Source organism: Nostoc sp. LEGE 12454 (assembly GCF_056620565.1).
Map to the genome: position 1 here is coordinate 62,176 of NZ_JBWQXL010000009.1, position 15,460 is coordinate 77,635.

Genomic DNA, 15,460 nt, shown 5'->3' on the forward strand with positions numbered 1-15,460 from the left:
ATTTTAAAAAAGTAGCTTAAAATCCAAGAGATATCTTGGTAAAAAAGAAAGTTATTCTCCTAGTCTATATATTAGCCTCCTTGACTACAACTGAATTTGGGAGTGCTGAGTGGGGAGAGACGCGATTAATCGCGTCTGTACAAGAGTTAGGAGTTTTCTTTTGTCCCCTTGTCCCCAGTCTCCTACTTAGACAAATCTAAGCAACTTCAGTGATACTGACAATTTTGCCGCCTGTGCGATGAATGTTTTGCACTTGTCCAGAAAGTTGGTTGTAGTTAACTACGTATTCCAGGTTGCCCAGACGAGTACGGAGATTACCTGCACCTTTGACAGCTTTAATCAAAAAGCGTTTGTTGGTGGTGCTGACACTAGAACCAGCGGCGGGAGCTTTGATGGATGTGGGTAAATTAGAACCGATATCGCCGATCAGTTTGGCTTTGCGAGCGCTATCACTGCTAGCGAATCCTCTGACTAAGCTAAAGGTGCGGTTAAAGGTAACATTTTTAATTCCGATTTGGGAGCTTGTGCTGCGAATATAGGGAACAATATTCTCGCCAAAATTCTGCTGATATTCGTTGCTATCGATATAGGAGTCGATCTCAGCATCATAGCCCTGTTCGTTGTAGATGCGGACGTGTTCGGAAATTTCTGCTCGATCGGCAGGAGCACGCCCTAGCAGGTGTTTGAAGTTCAGTTCAATGAACCGATACTGGGAAGAAGAGTTGAAAAATAGGGATTGATAAATTTCTGATTTTGCAACTATGTTGACGAATTCGCGGACGCTGATTTTGCGATCGCGCAATTGCGATTCAGCAGTGGCTAGTCGCTCACTTTCTAACAAGTGAGCATTACCCAAAACCTGTTTGTAAACTGCCCGAATCAGTGTTTGTAATTCACTTTCGCTGGTGTTCGGACGCAGCTCAACAGCAGGTGAATCAATAGCCCAAAGTGACATTGAAGTATCTCCTGAAAAACGCTAATTAAATTAAATTTCCGAGCTTTCTACCTCTTGTAGAGGTAGATTTTCCCATCAGTTGTCAGTTATTTTTGCTACTGACTAGCTTTTGTAAAACTTTAGTTTGTGAAAGTGTGTTAAATATTTTCGTATTTGACAACTGACGGCGGAATTGGTCAAACTCCAGATTAGCGATCGCTTTGGCTAACTTTTGATCGGTCGGGATTTACGCAAAAAATAGCCGAAAATCATTCTTTTCAGGTAAGGGCAATTTTATGTAGATGCATACTTCTAGGTGGAAGCTAGCTAGGCGGAGTGTCTCGCTCAGAAGCGGCTTTCCGCAAGGTATTGCCCTTGAACGCGTTTAGTTTTGCGTAAATCCCAGAACGAGTCACACTGGGGATTGAAAGATTAGAGACTGAGTACAGCAGAATTATTTCCCAATCCCTAATCTCTAAATTTCCAATTTCTATTCTTTAGTTGACAGGGGTAATACTGGCGATCGTGCCGCCCTGCTTGTGAATCCGCTGATACTCTTGTGAAAGCTTATTGTATGGCACGAAAAAGACTTGGTTACTGCGGCGAAACTTGGAAATATTATTTACCACATTTGCCTTGTAGCCAGTAACTTCAATCCGGTATACCTTACCATCATCACCAGATCCCACACCCTGACGAGTGCGAGGGGTAGATGTTGGGTTGCGGAATGTAGCGCCCTTGCTGGCTGGTGAAACCACAGGAGTAGGCGTGCTTTGAATTAGCAGACTGTTTAATTTTGGTTGTTTGCCAGCTAAGTCACCTTTCAGGCTGCTGCTAGAGGAACCACGTACCAGTTGAAACAAGTGGGTAAACTGAACCAAATTCTGGATAGCTTCGGTTTTGTAGCCCCGAATATAAGGCACAATGTTTTCCCCAAAAGTTTCTTGGTATTCGTCGCTGTCTAGATAGGAATCAATCTCACCCTCAAAGCCCTTTGTATCCAGAATAGTGCTGTGTGTACGCGTTTCTTCTAAATTCAATGGCGCACGACCAAGGAAATGTCTGAAATTTAATTCAATCGCTCGATAACGAGGGGCGTTATCAAAAAACCGCGAACGGTAAAGTTCCGACTTCCCGACTTGACGCACAAACCCGCGAACGCTAATCTCACCCCGTTTGAGTTGAGATTCAGCAACAGAAAGCCGCTCACTCTCCATTACATAAGCGTTGCCTAGAACTTGTTTATAGACAGTTCTAATTACGGTTTCAACATCCTCATTAGAGCGATTTGGCCACAGATCGACGGGATCGGTGTCTTCAAACAGAGCGACCCCTAATCGTGATGCTGGTCCAAAAGCCATTCAAACTATCTCCCAGTTAACAACTAAATTTTATGAGAAGGATATTCAGCAGATGTTAAAAAACTTTACATCATAGTGACAAAGTAGGGGACATACAGACTTTAAATCCTTATTAGTCGTGATGATTTTAAGTTTTTGCATCGTTTGCCTTTACACATTGTGATACGATGCTGAAACCATATTTATTAAAATTTGTTAAGTTAAATCATACTTTAGAGAAAATTCAGCTTTTTTTTAGTATTTGATTTGCAATTGGGATGCAAATGATGGTATTTTGCCATTCCCTTGAGCCAGAGTATTAATTGTGCTGAGTCTCTTAAGTTTATCTCAACCAGTGGGCATGAATAAATTCAACTATTTTACGCAATATAAAATTAAGTAATATTGTCTGTTAGTCAGGGTTGAAGCTCTGACTACAAACCTTTGATTATTCATGCCCACTTACACTTAACTTATTGAATTTGGAAAGTAGCCAATTGGCTGATTAAATGGTCAAAATAGGGAGCAAGAATTTGCTGGCGCTCGGCTTGGCAGCGTTTCAAACTAGCAGCCTTGATGCTTTTTAAGCCTAAAATCATTGCATCCAATGGAACTTGTAATTCCTGATAGAGCAAATTCATATAATGCAGCCCTGTGGGACTTGTATATTCAGTGCGGCCACCTGCTATGCCATAAGTAATGCAGCGAAGAAAATGCCAAAAATCTCGCCAGCAAGCTTGGGCGCGTTCAGGTGGATAAAGACCGCCTCCAGGCTGGATAATTTCGGGATAAGTTGCCAAAACTTGTTCTCTAGATTCGTCAACGATTTCGGCAGCGCGATCGCGTAACAATTGAGCAACAGGAATCAACTCTGAATTATCGGCTGACAAGGTTTTAATCTGCGATAAATCTTCATCGCTCAGGTAGCGAAAAGCATCATCCGCAGCTTGAAATATAACGATCGCTGCTTTTGGATGGGACTGTTCCCACTCAGCAAAGCTGACAATTCTAGCTTTAGCGATTAATTCTTTAACGGTTTCGCTTAATTGAGTCATTGATTTAGGGGATAGGGTATTGGGCATTGGGGTGGGGGAGCAGGGGAGCAGGGGAGCATGGGAGAAGTTGCAGTAAGTCTTTCCCCTCTGCCCTTCTGCCCCTCTGCCTCTTCTGCCCAATGCCCTTAAATTAAGGTTGAGTCGATGGGGGATATTATTCCCCGCACCTCTCAGTTAGATCCGTGCGTACCCGTTTCCGTGTACACGGCTCCCGATGTTCTTAGCTTGCGCTTTTGCTCATGTGTTTATAATCGTGGCAACTCTCATGAATTGCTTCTAGATTATTTTTCTTCCAATTGGCGTGATTTCCATCGATGTGATGCAAATGAATCCGTTCTTCATCGATGAACTTTAAGCCGCAGGATGCACATTTATGGTTTTGCTTCTTAAGAGCAAAAGAAGTTTCGCCATCATAGAGCTTACTGTTACGTTCGCTCCAGTAGGCTGTATCTCCGTCGTAAGGTGATTTAATTCCCTTGACAGAAATGTGTTTGTTTTCGGAGTAAGGAACTGCTGGAAATGCCTTGTCTAGTAATGTTTTGCTAGAGTAGCGGTTTTGCTTGGTTTCCTTGTTAAATACCTTGTAAGCTCTTGTTTCGATGTGGTACAGGGAGTTCCTGGAGCCGTCCATCTTGCAGAACTTATGGTAGTTTCTCCAACCTCTGACTATTGGAGCTAGCCTTGTGGCTTTTTCCTTAGCACCATAATTCGAGTTGTTGACGATGTGTTTTACTTTCTTACGGAATGCTTTGAAGTTATCCATTGAGGGGGTACTTCTGAGCTTTCCGTTTTTCTGGACTTTGAAGTGCCAGCCGAGGAAATCAAACCCATCTGTCGCGGCGGTAACTTTGGTTTTCTTTTGGCTTACATTCATTCCGCGTTTGCGGAGAAATTCGCTGATTCTTTCAAGTACCTCTGTCGCATCATCTTCGGGTCGGAGTATGATAACCATGTCGTCCGCGTATCGGATTGATGGTTCGGCGATATCCTTTTCTGAGGTATTGCCTGTGATTCTCTTTCCCCGTTTATAGTCTCGATGATATTTGTGAATATCTTCGATTCCGTTGAGCGCAATATTTGCTAATAGTGGGGTAACTACTCCCCCTTGAGGTGTACCTTGTTCGGGAAATTCTGGGTTCACTCCTGCCTTGAGGCATCGAAAAATACCGAGTTTTAAGCCTTTGGGGGCAACGAGTTCGTCCATTATTGCTGAGTGATTAATCCTGTCGAAGCATTTTTCGATATCGAGTTCTATAACTCTTTTATCTATTCCGTTACTTTGTGAGCGTAGGTTGTCAAAGATGTACTTCTGTGCATCATGGGCAGAGCGCCCAGTTCTAAACCCGTAACTCCTAGCGTGGAAGGTGGCTTCGTGTGCTGGCTCCAGTGCATATTTTGCAAGGCATTGCCAAGCTCTATCCGCGATAGTTGGTATTTTAAGCATTCTGGTAGTCCCGTCCTTTTTGGGGATGGGGATTTCCCGTAGTCCTTGATGCTTCCAATTTTCACTGTTCATTTTCAGTAGTTCTTCAAGATTGAAGCGTTCTTCAAATGAGAGGGATTTCTTACCATCAATACCAGCCGTCTTTTTACCAGCATTTAGCTGAGATACTTGTCTTATTGCAAGAAATCGAGCCGAGGTTGATTTTAGAATAAGCTTTTGGAGTAACCGCGCTTTCCGCTTGTCTCCAACAAGAACCGCTTTGTACACACGCTTTTGAAGGCGGAAAAGATTTCGGCGGAATTTCTTCCACGGTAGGGCTTTCCAAGATTCACTAGTTTTATAACTGTGTCTAATCATTTTCTCTTCTAGAGTTTTGTGTATTCTGAACACCTCAGACCAATTACGGTCTGTCCTACCCGAATTGTGAGGATTCTGCTTCTCGTCTAGCCTACCTGGAGTTCGACTGCCCCAAGACTCACAAATCGTTTTTATTCGTTCCCTCGGAAAGATTGATAGTTCCGTTAGGCGTGGTCATTTCAACTGCTGGATTCCCTTGACTCTTACCGTTATTAAAGATATATACGGCGGGAATTAGTTCTCCAGTGAAGTCAGGGGTTTTATGTTGCGCCCTGCTTTTCTTTAAGTTGCTTTTCTAGACCCGGTTTCGCCGTGGGAACTCCCTGTTAGCGCCAGTGTCAACCCGCAACGGCTGTCTGATTGCGCCCTGTTCCCAGCTTCACTCTACAAGAATCGAGCTTGTTCGGTGTGGGCAGATAAGGAGTCAATTCTGAGTCTGAATGGTAGGGCTTTCACCTACATCTGACCGAGAGTTCAGCCTTATTGTCAGTTATCTGCTGACGGGCTGGATTAGTTATTTACGGGCTGATTACCGTGATTCACTAATCAACGAATCGCACATCTCTCAACAATGCGATCGCCATTTGGTGACATCTGTAAAATAAAGTAAAGAATAGCTGTACCAAATGCACTTATGGAAATCCATAAAATCCAAGCTGAACTGAAGAACCCAGATTTTCACTATCGTTTGAAGGCGATCGCTGCCCTCAATGATTATGAATCAGAAGTTGCAGTTCCTCTGCTTACGAGTAAACTTCATGACTCCGAATTTTTGGTGCGTTCTTTTGTGGCTAGGGGTTTGGGTAATCAACAATCAGCGGAATCTTTTGCGGCTTTGATGCAAATTATGAAATTTGATGATACTCCCAACGTGCGGGCTGAGGCGGCAAATTCGTTATCGCTATTTGGCAGAGTCGCAGTTTCTCATCTAGTTTTGGCATATTATCAGGATGACCACTGGCTAGTTAGACGGAGCATTTTGGCTGCGATCGCTGAAATGGATTGCCCTGAAGAACTATTTGATATATGCGTTCAGGGTTTAAAAGATGAAGATTTCACAGTTCAGGAATCTTCTGTTGATGCACTTGGCTTACTAGCTAACTCTAGCCAACATCTGGCGGCATTATCCCAAATACTAACGTTGGTGAACGATGAATCTTGGCGGATGCGCGTGCGAGTTAGCTATGCTCTTAAACGATTTGATGAACCGGAAGCCAAAGCAGCCCTGAACCAACTCAGACAGGATGAGGATCACCGAGTTGTCGGAGCTGCTTTAGAAGACCTGTTGCCACAATAGCGGTGTGGCTTTGTCTGCAATGCAATATTGTGAGAAAACCGATGGATAAACAGTAAATATTTTATTTTACCTTAAATTTGACCAAAATATCCGGTTAATCTGCCAAACTCTGGAATAAAAGATCAACTTTTTCGAGATGAGGAGGCATTTGTGACTGATATACAAGCCGGTCAAATGACTTGGCGATTACCAGGTTCCTCAGAATGTGCCTTACATTTGCGGCATAATGCTTCGGAACCCTGGCGATCGTATAAAGAATTTCCGCAATATGTTCTACCCGATCCGCCTGGCTTTTCCGAAGGATACGCGACATTTTTAGCGCTTTTGAAAAAGAACTGGCAGCCGTTGTAAACTCACTACAGAACAACGAGTCAAACAATTTTGGATTTTGGTCGTACCTTTACTACCGCTGAAAGCACAAATTCGATTTTGGATTTATTTCGCCCACAAGGAGCGCGGCTTGCATCTAAAATCGTTCGACTGAGCGTAGCCAAAGTCTAAAATCTAAAATTGGCACGGTCAAGCACTCAAACTTTCACGAGTTGTTTTGCGGGTATAGGCGTTCCAAACATCGAGTTCTGAATGTGGACGGCTGGAAAGCATGGCTTTAGTTGTTTCTGTGAGTCCTTGAGCAAGAGTAAAATCTGCCCCAGCAATACTTTGAAGATGCTCCATCTCTGCATCACTGAGATCGGTTGCTCGCAGGTCTGTATCTCGCAAATCGGCTCCTGTCAATCGAGCATTCCGTAAGCAAGCCCCTGTCAAATAAGCTTTTGTCAGATCGGCTCCACTCAAAGAAGCACCTTGCAAATTGGCTCCTGTCAAGTCAGCACCACTCAGGTAGGCTCCACGCAGATTAGCACCTTGTAAATCTGCATTTCGTAAAGAAGCTGTATTCAGAAAAGCACCATTGAGATTAGCACCCGGCCCTACCGCTCCCGAAGCTTTGTAGTTATATTCTTCGGGCCATTTCGTTTGTGAATCATAACGCGCTACTTGGAGTTTGGCTCCTTCCAAATTTGCACCACTGAGATTTGCTTGTTGGAGGTCAGCACGGTTTAAATAAGCTCCCCGCAAATTAGCCCCACTCAAATCGGCTCCTCGCAGATTAGCGCCTCGCAAATCTGCTCCACTCAAATCGAGATTACTTAATACCACCTCGCTGAGGTCGGCTCCTAATAGCTTGGCTTGACTCAAGTTAGCTTGTCGGAAATCGACTTCCTTTAGATTGAATTGGTACAAATCTATCGAATCCACAGGGATTCCGGTTTTGAGGGCTGTTAAGATTTCTGGAGTTGGGCTGGGGCGATCGCTAGTAATAAGTTGAATTTCACTATTTGTCATCAGCTGATTAAAATATCACTTTTGGAGTTATTCTACACTTTAGCTAAATCGGGACTTCATCTCATCACTAGTATTAATAACGCCAAAATTTGATAAAACGAGGTTTCAAAACAGATGCATATAATACCGCCTTTGACAATGATCGACTTCTTCCGTAAAAGTGAAGGTACGTGGTTTACGGAACGCGCCGTTCATCATTTTGACTCGGCGGCGGATGAGTCGGGGGAGTCGAATTTGATTATAAAAGTCATGGAAAAGGACGATCCAAAAGTCCAAGAAGTTTGTAAAGCCCAAGGGATAGATCCTAGTAAAGCAACAGGCGGTGCTAGCTTTGCATGGCAAGCTAACCTAGATAGCAGGCTACCGAATAGCGATAATGCTGCGATTTTGGTTGATGTTCCCGACGAAACGAGGCGTTCTGGAAAACTTATTCGCAACCAAGGCTATGTTGAGAGCATTCCAGTTGTAAGCCGATATCGGTTTGCTGATGATGGAGTGCTGACGATTGATACTGACTATGACAATAATCAAGGTCAGGAACGTTGTTGGTTTGTTACGGATGATTTTCGTGTCAGAGTCAGTACGGTACGAATGATGAACGGAATTAACTTGATGACTTATTGTTCCGAACGTCGTTGTGTTTCCCAAGAAATCTTGGAGCAAATGATCGGTCGCAATCATGCTAGGCGTTAGGGGGAAGCAGGGGAGCAGGGGAGCAGGGGAGCAGGGGAGCAGGGGAGAAGTTGCAGTAAATTTTTCCCCTCTGCCCCTCTGCTCCTCTGCCCCTCCGCCTCTTCCCGATGCCCCATTAAGGAATGTTGCTTTGTTTCTCATAAATGAGACGTGCACGATCGCCATCACTTATTTTCATGCAAGGGTTAACAAATCATGCTCCATGTATAAGCCTTTCCTGGAATTTTTAGAAAAAGAGCTATTTCAGCGGTTTGATTTACAAAGTAGGGTTATTCCCCCTGGTTTGGAATTCAAAGTTAGCGATCGCGGCAGAAACCCAGCAACTATTCGCAGTTGGTGTTATCAATCTCAAGAGTTGCGGAAAATTCGCTATACCTACATTGATGCTGGGGAAAGCGCTCAAATTTTTAACAGCGTGATTTATCCCAGTCACCATTACGATTTACCTCTGTTAGGGATTGATTTTTTATCCTTTGGGAAAGTCAAAAACCTGATTGTGCTTGATTTCCAGCCTTTATTTCAGGATGAAGATTATCAAAAAAAATATATAGTTCCACTGAAATCTCTGCATGATAAATACCCGGATTTGGCGCAAAACTTAGAAATGAAGTTTTACGATGCCAACCAGTATTTTTCTAAATATTTACTGTTTGCCAAAACCGACCCGGAAACAGTGGCAACACGAGTCTTTGAAGCTTTTCAGGATTATTTAAATTTGTATTGGCAAATGTTAGCAGATGCCAAACCGCTCCAAGACCCTGAAGATATCCAGCGGATTGTCAAAGCCCAAAAAGACTATGACCAATATAGTGCAGACCGCGATCCAGCATCTGGTTTGTTTAGCAGTTACTTTGGTCATGAATGGGCAGAGCGCTTTCTCCATGAATTCTTATTTGAAGATGCTGTTCCCCTAGCAGTCGCTGCCGGCAAAAGATAATTGGCATTTGGCATTGGGGATTATTAATTTTGAATTCGGAGCGAAGCAACGTGACGCTTTATCAGCCATTTCTCGATTATGCGATCGCCTATATGCGATCGCGTTTGGATTTACAGCCCTATCCTATCCCCACTGGATTTGAGTCCAAGAGTGCTGTTGTGGGCAAGGGCAAGAATCAGGAAGAGGTTGTCACCACCAGTTATGCCTTTCAAACTTCAAAATTGCGGCAAATTCGGGCAGCTCACGTGCAAGGTGGCAATTCGCTGCAAGTGCTGAATTTTGTGATTTTCCCCCGCCTCAACTACGATTTGCCCTTTTTTGGGGCAGATTTGGTGACATTGCCAGGAGGACATCTAATTGCTTTGGATATGCAGCCCCTATTTCGGGATGATTCAGCATATCAGGCGAAATATACCGAACCAATTTTGCCCATTTTCCACACCCACCAGCAACACTTGTCTTGGGGAGGAGATTTTCCCGAAGAAGCACAGCCTTTTTTCTCTCCCGCTTTTCTCTGGACTCGTCCCCAAGAAACAGCTGTAGTAGAAACTCAGGTGTTTGCCGCTTTCAAAGACTATTTGAAAGCTTATCTCGATTTCGTAGAGCAGGCAGAACCCATAACAGATTCCCAAAATTTAGTAGCCATTGAACAAGCCCAACTGCGATACCTGCGATATCGGGCTGAAAAAGACCCAGCACGAGGGATGTTTAAACGCTTCTATGGGGCCGAATGGACTGAAGAGTATATCCACGGCTTTTTATTTGACCTAGAGAGAAAATTAACAGCCATCAATTAGAAACTTTTTGACCTTACTCAATGCTGAGTAGAGTGTCAATGAAGACTCATTCAAGTCACGTTAAACTAGGAAAATAATCTAAGTTATACCAATTTAAAAAATTTTGCAGCAGATAACCCACCTGCGTTGACGCGCATCCTTACCAATGTATTGAGGACGATTGGCAAGGATCTTATCTATATAATATATGTTGCATTCTTTTTTCAAATTGGTATTAGCTGTACTTAAACTAGTTTGTCTTCATAATGGTTTCCACCTTTCCCAATCCTTCTTCAGTTGATCTATCTCGCATCCGACTTTCGATCCGCTCATTGCAACCACAATTAGTAGAGTGGCGGCGGCGATTGCATCAACAACCAGAGTTGGGTTTTCAAGAAAAACTGACTGCCGAGTTTGTATCACAAAAGCTGCAAGAATGGGGAATTGAGCATCAAACCGGCATTGCCCAGACTGGCATTGTTGCCACCATCCAAGGCAACAAACTCCCGACTCCCCAAGTTTTAGCGATTCGTGCGGATATGGATGCTTTGCCAATCCAAGAACTCAACGAAGTGCCGTACAAATCCCAGCATGATGGAGTGATGCACGCTTGTGGACATGATGGACATACAGCGATCGCTTTAGGTACAGCTTATTATCTCCAGCAGCATCGTCAAGACTTCTCCGGTATCGTGAAAATTATTTTTCAGCCAGCGGAAGAATCACCAGGAGGCGCAAAGCCGATGATTGAAGCTGGAGTTCTGAAAAATCCAGATGTTAACGCGATTATTGGTTTGCACTTGTGGAATAATTTGCCTTTAGGAACAGTGGGTGTGCGTGCTGGCGCATTGATGGCAGCTGTGGAATGCTTTAACTGCACAATTTTGGGTAAAGGTGGACACGGCGCATTACCCCATCAAACTGTTGACTCCGTTGTTGTTGCTGCCCAAATCGTCAATGCTTTGCAAACTATTGTCGCTCGGAATGTTAATCCCATTGATTCAGCAGTAGTGACAGTTGGAGAACTTCACGCTGGAAGCAAACGTAATGTAATTGCTGATACAGCGAGAATGAGTGCTACTGTCAGGTATTTTAATCCTAGTTTGAAAGGATTTTTTAACCAGCGTGTCGAGCAGATTATTGCTGGAATTTGTCAGAGTCATGGTGCAAATTATGACTTAGAATATTGGTCACTTTATCCACCAGTAATTAATGATATAAAAATAGCAGAACTAGTGCGATCGGTAGCAGAAGAAATTGTAGAAACTCCTCTAGGTATTGTGCCAGAATGCCAAACTATGGCTGCTGAAGATATGTCATTTTTCTTAGAAGAGATTCCTGGTTGTTATTTCTTTTTAGGTTCTGCTAACCCCGCGAAAGACTTAGCATATCCCCATCATCATCCCCGGTTTGATTTTGACGAAACCGCCTTGGCAATGGGTGTAGAAATATTTGTTAGATGCGTGGAAAAGTACTTTGTTTCATGTCATTAGTTATTAGTCATTTGTCCGTTGTAGTCACAAATGACAAATACAACTCTTGGAGAGGCTGCGCGAACGCGGTTCCTGAGCGTAGTCGAAGGGCAGTACAAGTGACAAATGACCAAGGACGACCATAACAAAAATTTTCACAATCTCATTTAGGATTGCTATATCTCTAATTCGTGACTATTGGTTTCTGTTTATTGCTAACTTCTAAAGGCAAGAAAATCGTCATCACTTCCCCATAGTGTGGACGCTGGCGCACAATTAGTTTGCCACCGATCGCCTGAAACAAATGCTTAGTTGCAGCGATATTCAAACTAATCGTGCCTGTTTCTGGTTGAAACATCAGCAGTTGGCCTAGAGCCTTGCGAATCGGTGGTGTTGCAGGTATGGCGGCTTTATTTGAATCTTTGCATCTGAATTGCGGCGATAATTGTAACTTCAGTTGATCTCCAGCTGGGATAACTTGTACTTGAATATGGCTGCCAGCGGGTAAGCTGCGAGTAAAGTTTTCCATCAAACCAGTGAGAACCTGATCCAACATGGTGGGATTGCTTACCACTGTCGGTAATTGCTGGGGTAAAATAACATTTAAAGTTAAGTTCCGCCGATGCGCTGCTTGTTCCCAACGGGGAATGCTCTGCTGCAACACTTGGTCTAAAGACATCGGCGTGAGTTGAGTTTTTGACGATTTTGCTGAGGCAGTAGTTTCCAGTTCTGCGGCTTTAAACAGCAATTCCATACGGTCAATTTGCTCGGTACATTCGTGATCGATAATTTTTAAGCGATTGATCGCGCTAGCATCTAAGTCTCGCCGTTTCAACAGCAGACGAGTCATGGTGCGAATAGTTGTTAAAGGTGTGCGGACTTCGTGAGCGAAGGCTTGGAGCAATTCTACATCAGGATTTGGAGATTGGGCGCTTGTACTGAGCGACTCGTGCCGAGCATCTCGACTTCGCTCAATGGAGCCGGAGCTGAGGTAAGCCGTTGGCGCGGCCTCTCCAAGAGTTGTATTGGGCATTGGGGACTGGGTATTGGAGAAAACTCTTCTCCCCTGCTCCCCTGCTCCTCTGCTCCCCTGTTCCCCTGCTTCTTCCCCAGTCCCTAGTAAAGAGTCTCTAGTTTCTTCTGGTTCTGTTAATTCCTGAAGCAATAACTGACTAAAGTGAATCATCATCCGGTAGTCTGGTGCTACCGGAGAATACTGTTCTACTAATGTGTCCAAGCGGGCGAAAAATTCTGGATTAGCCAGCATTACCCTTGCCCCTAGCGATCGCCAAGCCTGCTGCACTATCTCTGGCTCAAAAGAAAATGAAAAGGTTTTTTTACCGTTTTTGTGGGTTGTTAAAACTAGTACTAATCTGAATTTATCTGTAAAAACCAAGCAAAACTGTTCTGCCCCCAGAGGATCGGCAGGTAGTAAAGGAAGTACCGAATCATGGGGAGCAATGTCTTCATTTACAGATGGATTGGCGTAGTCTGCCGCAGGTATCGTACCTGGCATCTGAAACGGCATCAGCGCCAAAGGGTTAAATGGTTTTGCTGTAAAAGTTACTGTATGTAAACTTTGAGTCAATTTTGGTTGACTAAACAAGGGTGCTGGTGCAACTAAAACTAATCCTTGGGTTGTGTCAACTGAAGGGTCTGCTAAAGTATTTAATAGCAAATGTTCTGTCGCTGCGAGGCTGATACGCCACTGCTGCTCTGCTTTAGCAGGTGAACATTCTGCCACACTTGATTGATTTTCAGCCAAGATTTCGCTCAGGCTTGGCAATATCCATTGGTACACAGGCTTTCACCCCTTAATTCAAGAGCGACTAACAGCGTCTAGGTTAGACATTTCACTACTATCTAAGAGGTTATAGCTATTTGTATACTGATGACAGTGGTAGAACCGAACAATTCAGGGGCAATTCCCCTCTAACTGGGATGTCTACGATGGTCACTGAGCTTGTCGTTTGCGCAGCGTCTCGCAGAGAAGTGCGGGCTACGCCTACGCACTGAAGGGCTAAAAAATATTGGCACTGACTTTTACCGATAGGCGTGGCGATCGCAAATTGATGATTGTGCTGGTTTCCCTACTCGAATTGGGATTGTAATTACAAACTCTGCACCTTGTCCCGGTGATGAAATACATTGCAAAGATCCACCATGCTTGTCAGTAATTATCTGGTAGCTAATCGATAAGCCCATACCAGCCCCCTTGCCAACTGGTTTCGTGGTGAAAAAAGGGTCAAATAAACGCGACTGTATTTCTTCTGGAATCCCTACTCCATTATCAGCAATCCGAATAATTACATTTTCATTTACCTGTTCAGAAGAAATGCGAATCAAGGGATTTGGACAAAGTTCTTTTTGGCAACAATCTTCTAAGGCGTCGATCGCATTTGCCAAGATGTTCATAAATACCTGATTCATTTGCCCTGCAAAACACTGAATTTGAGGTATTTCACCATATTCTTTAATCACTCTAATTTCAGGGCGATTATTTTGTAGCTTCAGGCGGTGTTGCAAAATTAACAGAGTACTGTCGATTCCTTCATGCAGATCGGCCGTTTTGAACTCAGCTTCATCCAAACGAGAGAAAATTCGGAGACTGAGAACAATTTCCCGAATGCGTTTAGCCCCCATCTTCATTGAGGTTAACATCTTAGGCAAATCTTCTGTTAGGTACTCAATATCTGCTTCTGCGTTAGCATTTTTTATTTCTGGCTCTGGGTTAGGATAATGATTTTGATAAAGCTTAATTAACAGCAGCAACTGTTGAGTGTAATCATCAGTGTGTTGCAGGTTGCCGTAGATAAAATTAACTGGATTGTTGATTTCATGGGCAACTCCCGCCACTAGTTGACCCAAACTCGACATTTTTTCAGATTGAATTAATTGGATTTGGGTTTTTTGCAGGTCTTTCAGAGCTTGCTGAAGTTCTGCTTCTGCCTGTAGGCGCTCGCTAATTTCGTCTCGTAATTGTTCGTTAGCATTGACCAAATCATCTCTAGAATATTGGAGATCGTCTGCCATTTTGTTGAACGAGGTAGCTAATTCGCCAATTTCATCGTGAGAGCGAATATTAACTCTGGTATCCAGCTTACCTTCAGCCAGATTCATCACAGCTTCCTGGAGTTGCTTAATCGGTTTTAAAATGGTTTTGGAGAGCAGATAACCTACTACTAATGCAAAGATGCTACATCCCAAACTAATAAACGACGTGACAACAATATTTTTATGGGCTATTGCTAGTGCTGCTTTATAAAGTGGTGTATATTCCAAAACTACTGCACCCATTGTTTCACCGTTGCTAGTCTTAAAAGCAACAGCAATCAATAGAATTCCATTTGGGTATTCAGGACTGGACTCAATATAGGTTCTGGGTATGCCATCTTGAATAGTTTTACCAACTTCATTATTGCGATCGCGATCTAATCGCGTACCGATATCTTCCGCAACTACATCTGCCAGAATGATTTTATTGCGGTCTACAATCTCCAAATCGCGCTGACGTTGCTTGTGTAGCGATTGAACATGCTCTTGCAGATGAGCTAGCATTTGATCTTGCGATCGCTTTTCGTGTTTTTCAAGATCGTGACTTACGAAATATCCCAGTAGTCCAGCAACTTCTTCGGCTTCTTGTTGAGCAAGATATTTAGCTATCATCAATTGTTGATTAGCACTAATAGCACCAATTATTCCTGAGAGAATAGCCATTCCTAGAATACCCAAAATTAATTTTTGACTAATTTTCATTCCTTACTCAAAACCTCAAGTGCTGACTACCGTGCTAATTCAGTTCTAGGGAATT

At 43.5% G+C, this 15,460-nt stretch carries 14 protein-coding genes; 7 read left to right on the plus strand and 7 right to left on the minus strand.

What is annotated here, in order from left to right; genetic code table 11:
- Positions 1-196 precede the first annotated feature (196 nt).
- The 4 genes from AC1F2U_RS12360 to AC1F2U_RS12375 form a co-directional block, all read right to left on the minus strand.
- Positions 197-955 (minus strand): phycobilisome rod-core linker polypeptide, encoded by a 759-nt coding sequence (locus AC1F2U_RS12360; protein ID WP_480261375.1) that lies wholly within the window; start codon positions 953-955, stop codon positions 197-199.
- Positions 956-1,431: 476 nt separating this feature from the next.
- On the minus strand, positions 1,432-2,295 hold the full coding sequence (locus AC1F2U_RS12365; protein ID WP_480261376.1) for a phycobilisome rod-core linker polypeptide: 864 nt from the start codon (positions 2,293-2,295) through the stop codon (positions 1,432-1,434).
- A 452-nt stretch (positions 2,296-2,747) separates the two neighbouring features.
- Positions 2,748-3,329, minus strand: a complete 582-nt coding sequence (locus tag AC1F2U_RS12370; RefSeq protein WP_480261377.1) for a phycobilisome protein — start codon at positions 3,327-3,329, stop codon at positions 2,748-2,750.
- Positions 3,330-3,549: 220 nt separating this feature from the next.
- Complete coding sequence (locus tag AC1F2U_RS12375) at positions 3,550-5,130, minus strand: group II intron reverse transcriptase/maturase (RefSeq protein ID WP_480261378.1); 1,581 nt, start codon at positions 5,128-5,130, stop codon at positions 3,550-3,552.
- Between the two features lie 440 nt (positions 5,131-5,570).
- Between AC1F2U_RS12375 and AC1F2U_RS12380 the strand changes: the two genes are divergently transcribed.
- The 3 genes from AC1F2U_RS12380 (at position 5,571) to AC1F2U_RS12390 (ending at position 6,778) form a co-directional block, all read left to right on the plus strand.
- Positions 5,571-5,735 carry a hypothetical protein gene (locus AC1F2U_RS12380; RefSeq protein WP_480261379.1) on the plus strand — a complete coding sequence of 55 codons (165 nt, stop codon included), beginning with the start codon at positions 5,571-5,573 and terminating at the stop codon, positions 5,733-5,735.
- Between the two features lie 29 nt (positions 5,736-5,764).
- Entirely contained in the window at positions 5,765-6,427 is a 663-nt protein-coding gene (locus AC1F2U_RS12385; RefSeq protein WP_480261380.1) for a HEAT repeat domain-containing protein, read from the plus strand.
- A 150-nt stretch (positions 6,428-6,577) separates the two neighbouring features.
- Complete coding sequence (locus AC1F2U_RS12390; protein WP_289798828.1) at positions 6,578-6,778, plus strand: hypothetical protein; 201 nt, start codon at positions 6,578-6,580, stop codon at positions 6,776-6,778.
- Positions 6,779-6,946: 168 nt separating this feature from the next.
- Here the strand turns inward: AC1F2U_RS12390 and AC1F2U_RS12395 are convergent, their stop codons facing one another.
- The gene (locus AC1F2U_RS12395) at positions 6,947-7,771 is read right to left on the minus strand and encodes a pentapeptide repeat-containing protein (protein WP_480261381.1); all 825 of its coding nucleotides are present in this window, start codon (positions 7,769-7,771) and stop codon (positions 6,947-6,949) included.
- A 114-nt stretch (positions 7,772-7,885) separates the two neighbouring features.
- Here AC1F2U_RS12395 and AC1F2U_RS12400 point away from each other — a divergent pair, with 114 nt between their 5' ends.
- From AC1F2U_RS12400 to AC1F2U_RS12415, 4 genes are all read left to right on the plus strand, one after another.
- Positions 7,886-8,464, plus strand: a complete 579-nt coding sequence (locus AC1F2U_RS12400; RefSeq protein WP_480261382.1) for a phycobiliprotein lyase — start codon at positions 7,886-7,888, stop codon at positions 8,462-8,464.
- A gap of 202 nt (positions 8,465-8,666) precedes the next feature.
- Entirely contained in the window at positions 8,667-9,401 is a 735-nt protein-coding gene (locus tag AC1F2U_RS12405) for a 15,16-dihydrobiliverdin:ferredoxin oxidoreductase (RefSeq protein ID WP_480261502.1), read from the plus strand.
- Between the two features lie 50 nt (positions 9,402-9,451).
- On the plus strand, positions 9,452-10,198 hold the full coding sequence (locus AC1F2U_RS12410) for a phycoerythrobilin:ferredoxin oxidoreductase (protein ID WP_322703865.1): 747 nt from the start codon (positions 9,452-9,454) through the stop codon (positions 10,196-10,198).
- 245 nt (positions 10,199-10,443) lie between these two features.
- On the plus strand, positions 10,444-11,670 hold the full coding sequence (locus tag AC1F2U_RS12415; protein WP_480261383.1) for a M20 family metallopeptidase: 1,227 nt from the start codon (positions 10,444-10,446) through the stop codon (positions 11,668-11,670).
- A gap of 163 nt (positions 11,671-11,833) precedes the next feature.
- On the opposite strand, the gene AC1F2U_RS12420 is transcribed toward AC1F2U_RS12415, so the two are convergent.
- Both AC1F2U_RS12420 and AC1F2U_RS12425 read right to left on the minus strand, forming a co-directional pair.
- Positions 11,834-13,450, minus strand: a complete 1,617-nt coding sequence (locus AC1F2U_RS12420) for a sensor histidine kinase (RefSeq protein ID WP_480261384.1) — start codon at positions 13,448-13,450, stop codon at positions 11,834-11,836.
- Between the two features lie 242 nt (positions 13,451-13,692).
- Positions 13,693-15,405 (minus strand): ATP-binding protein, encoded by a 1,713-nt coding sequence (locus tag AC1F2U_RS12425; protein WP_480261385.1) that lies wholly within the window; start codon positions 15,403-15,405, stop codon positions 13,693-13,695.
- Positions 15,406-15,460: the final 55 nt, after the last annotated feature.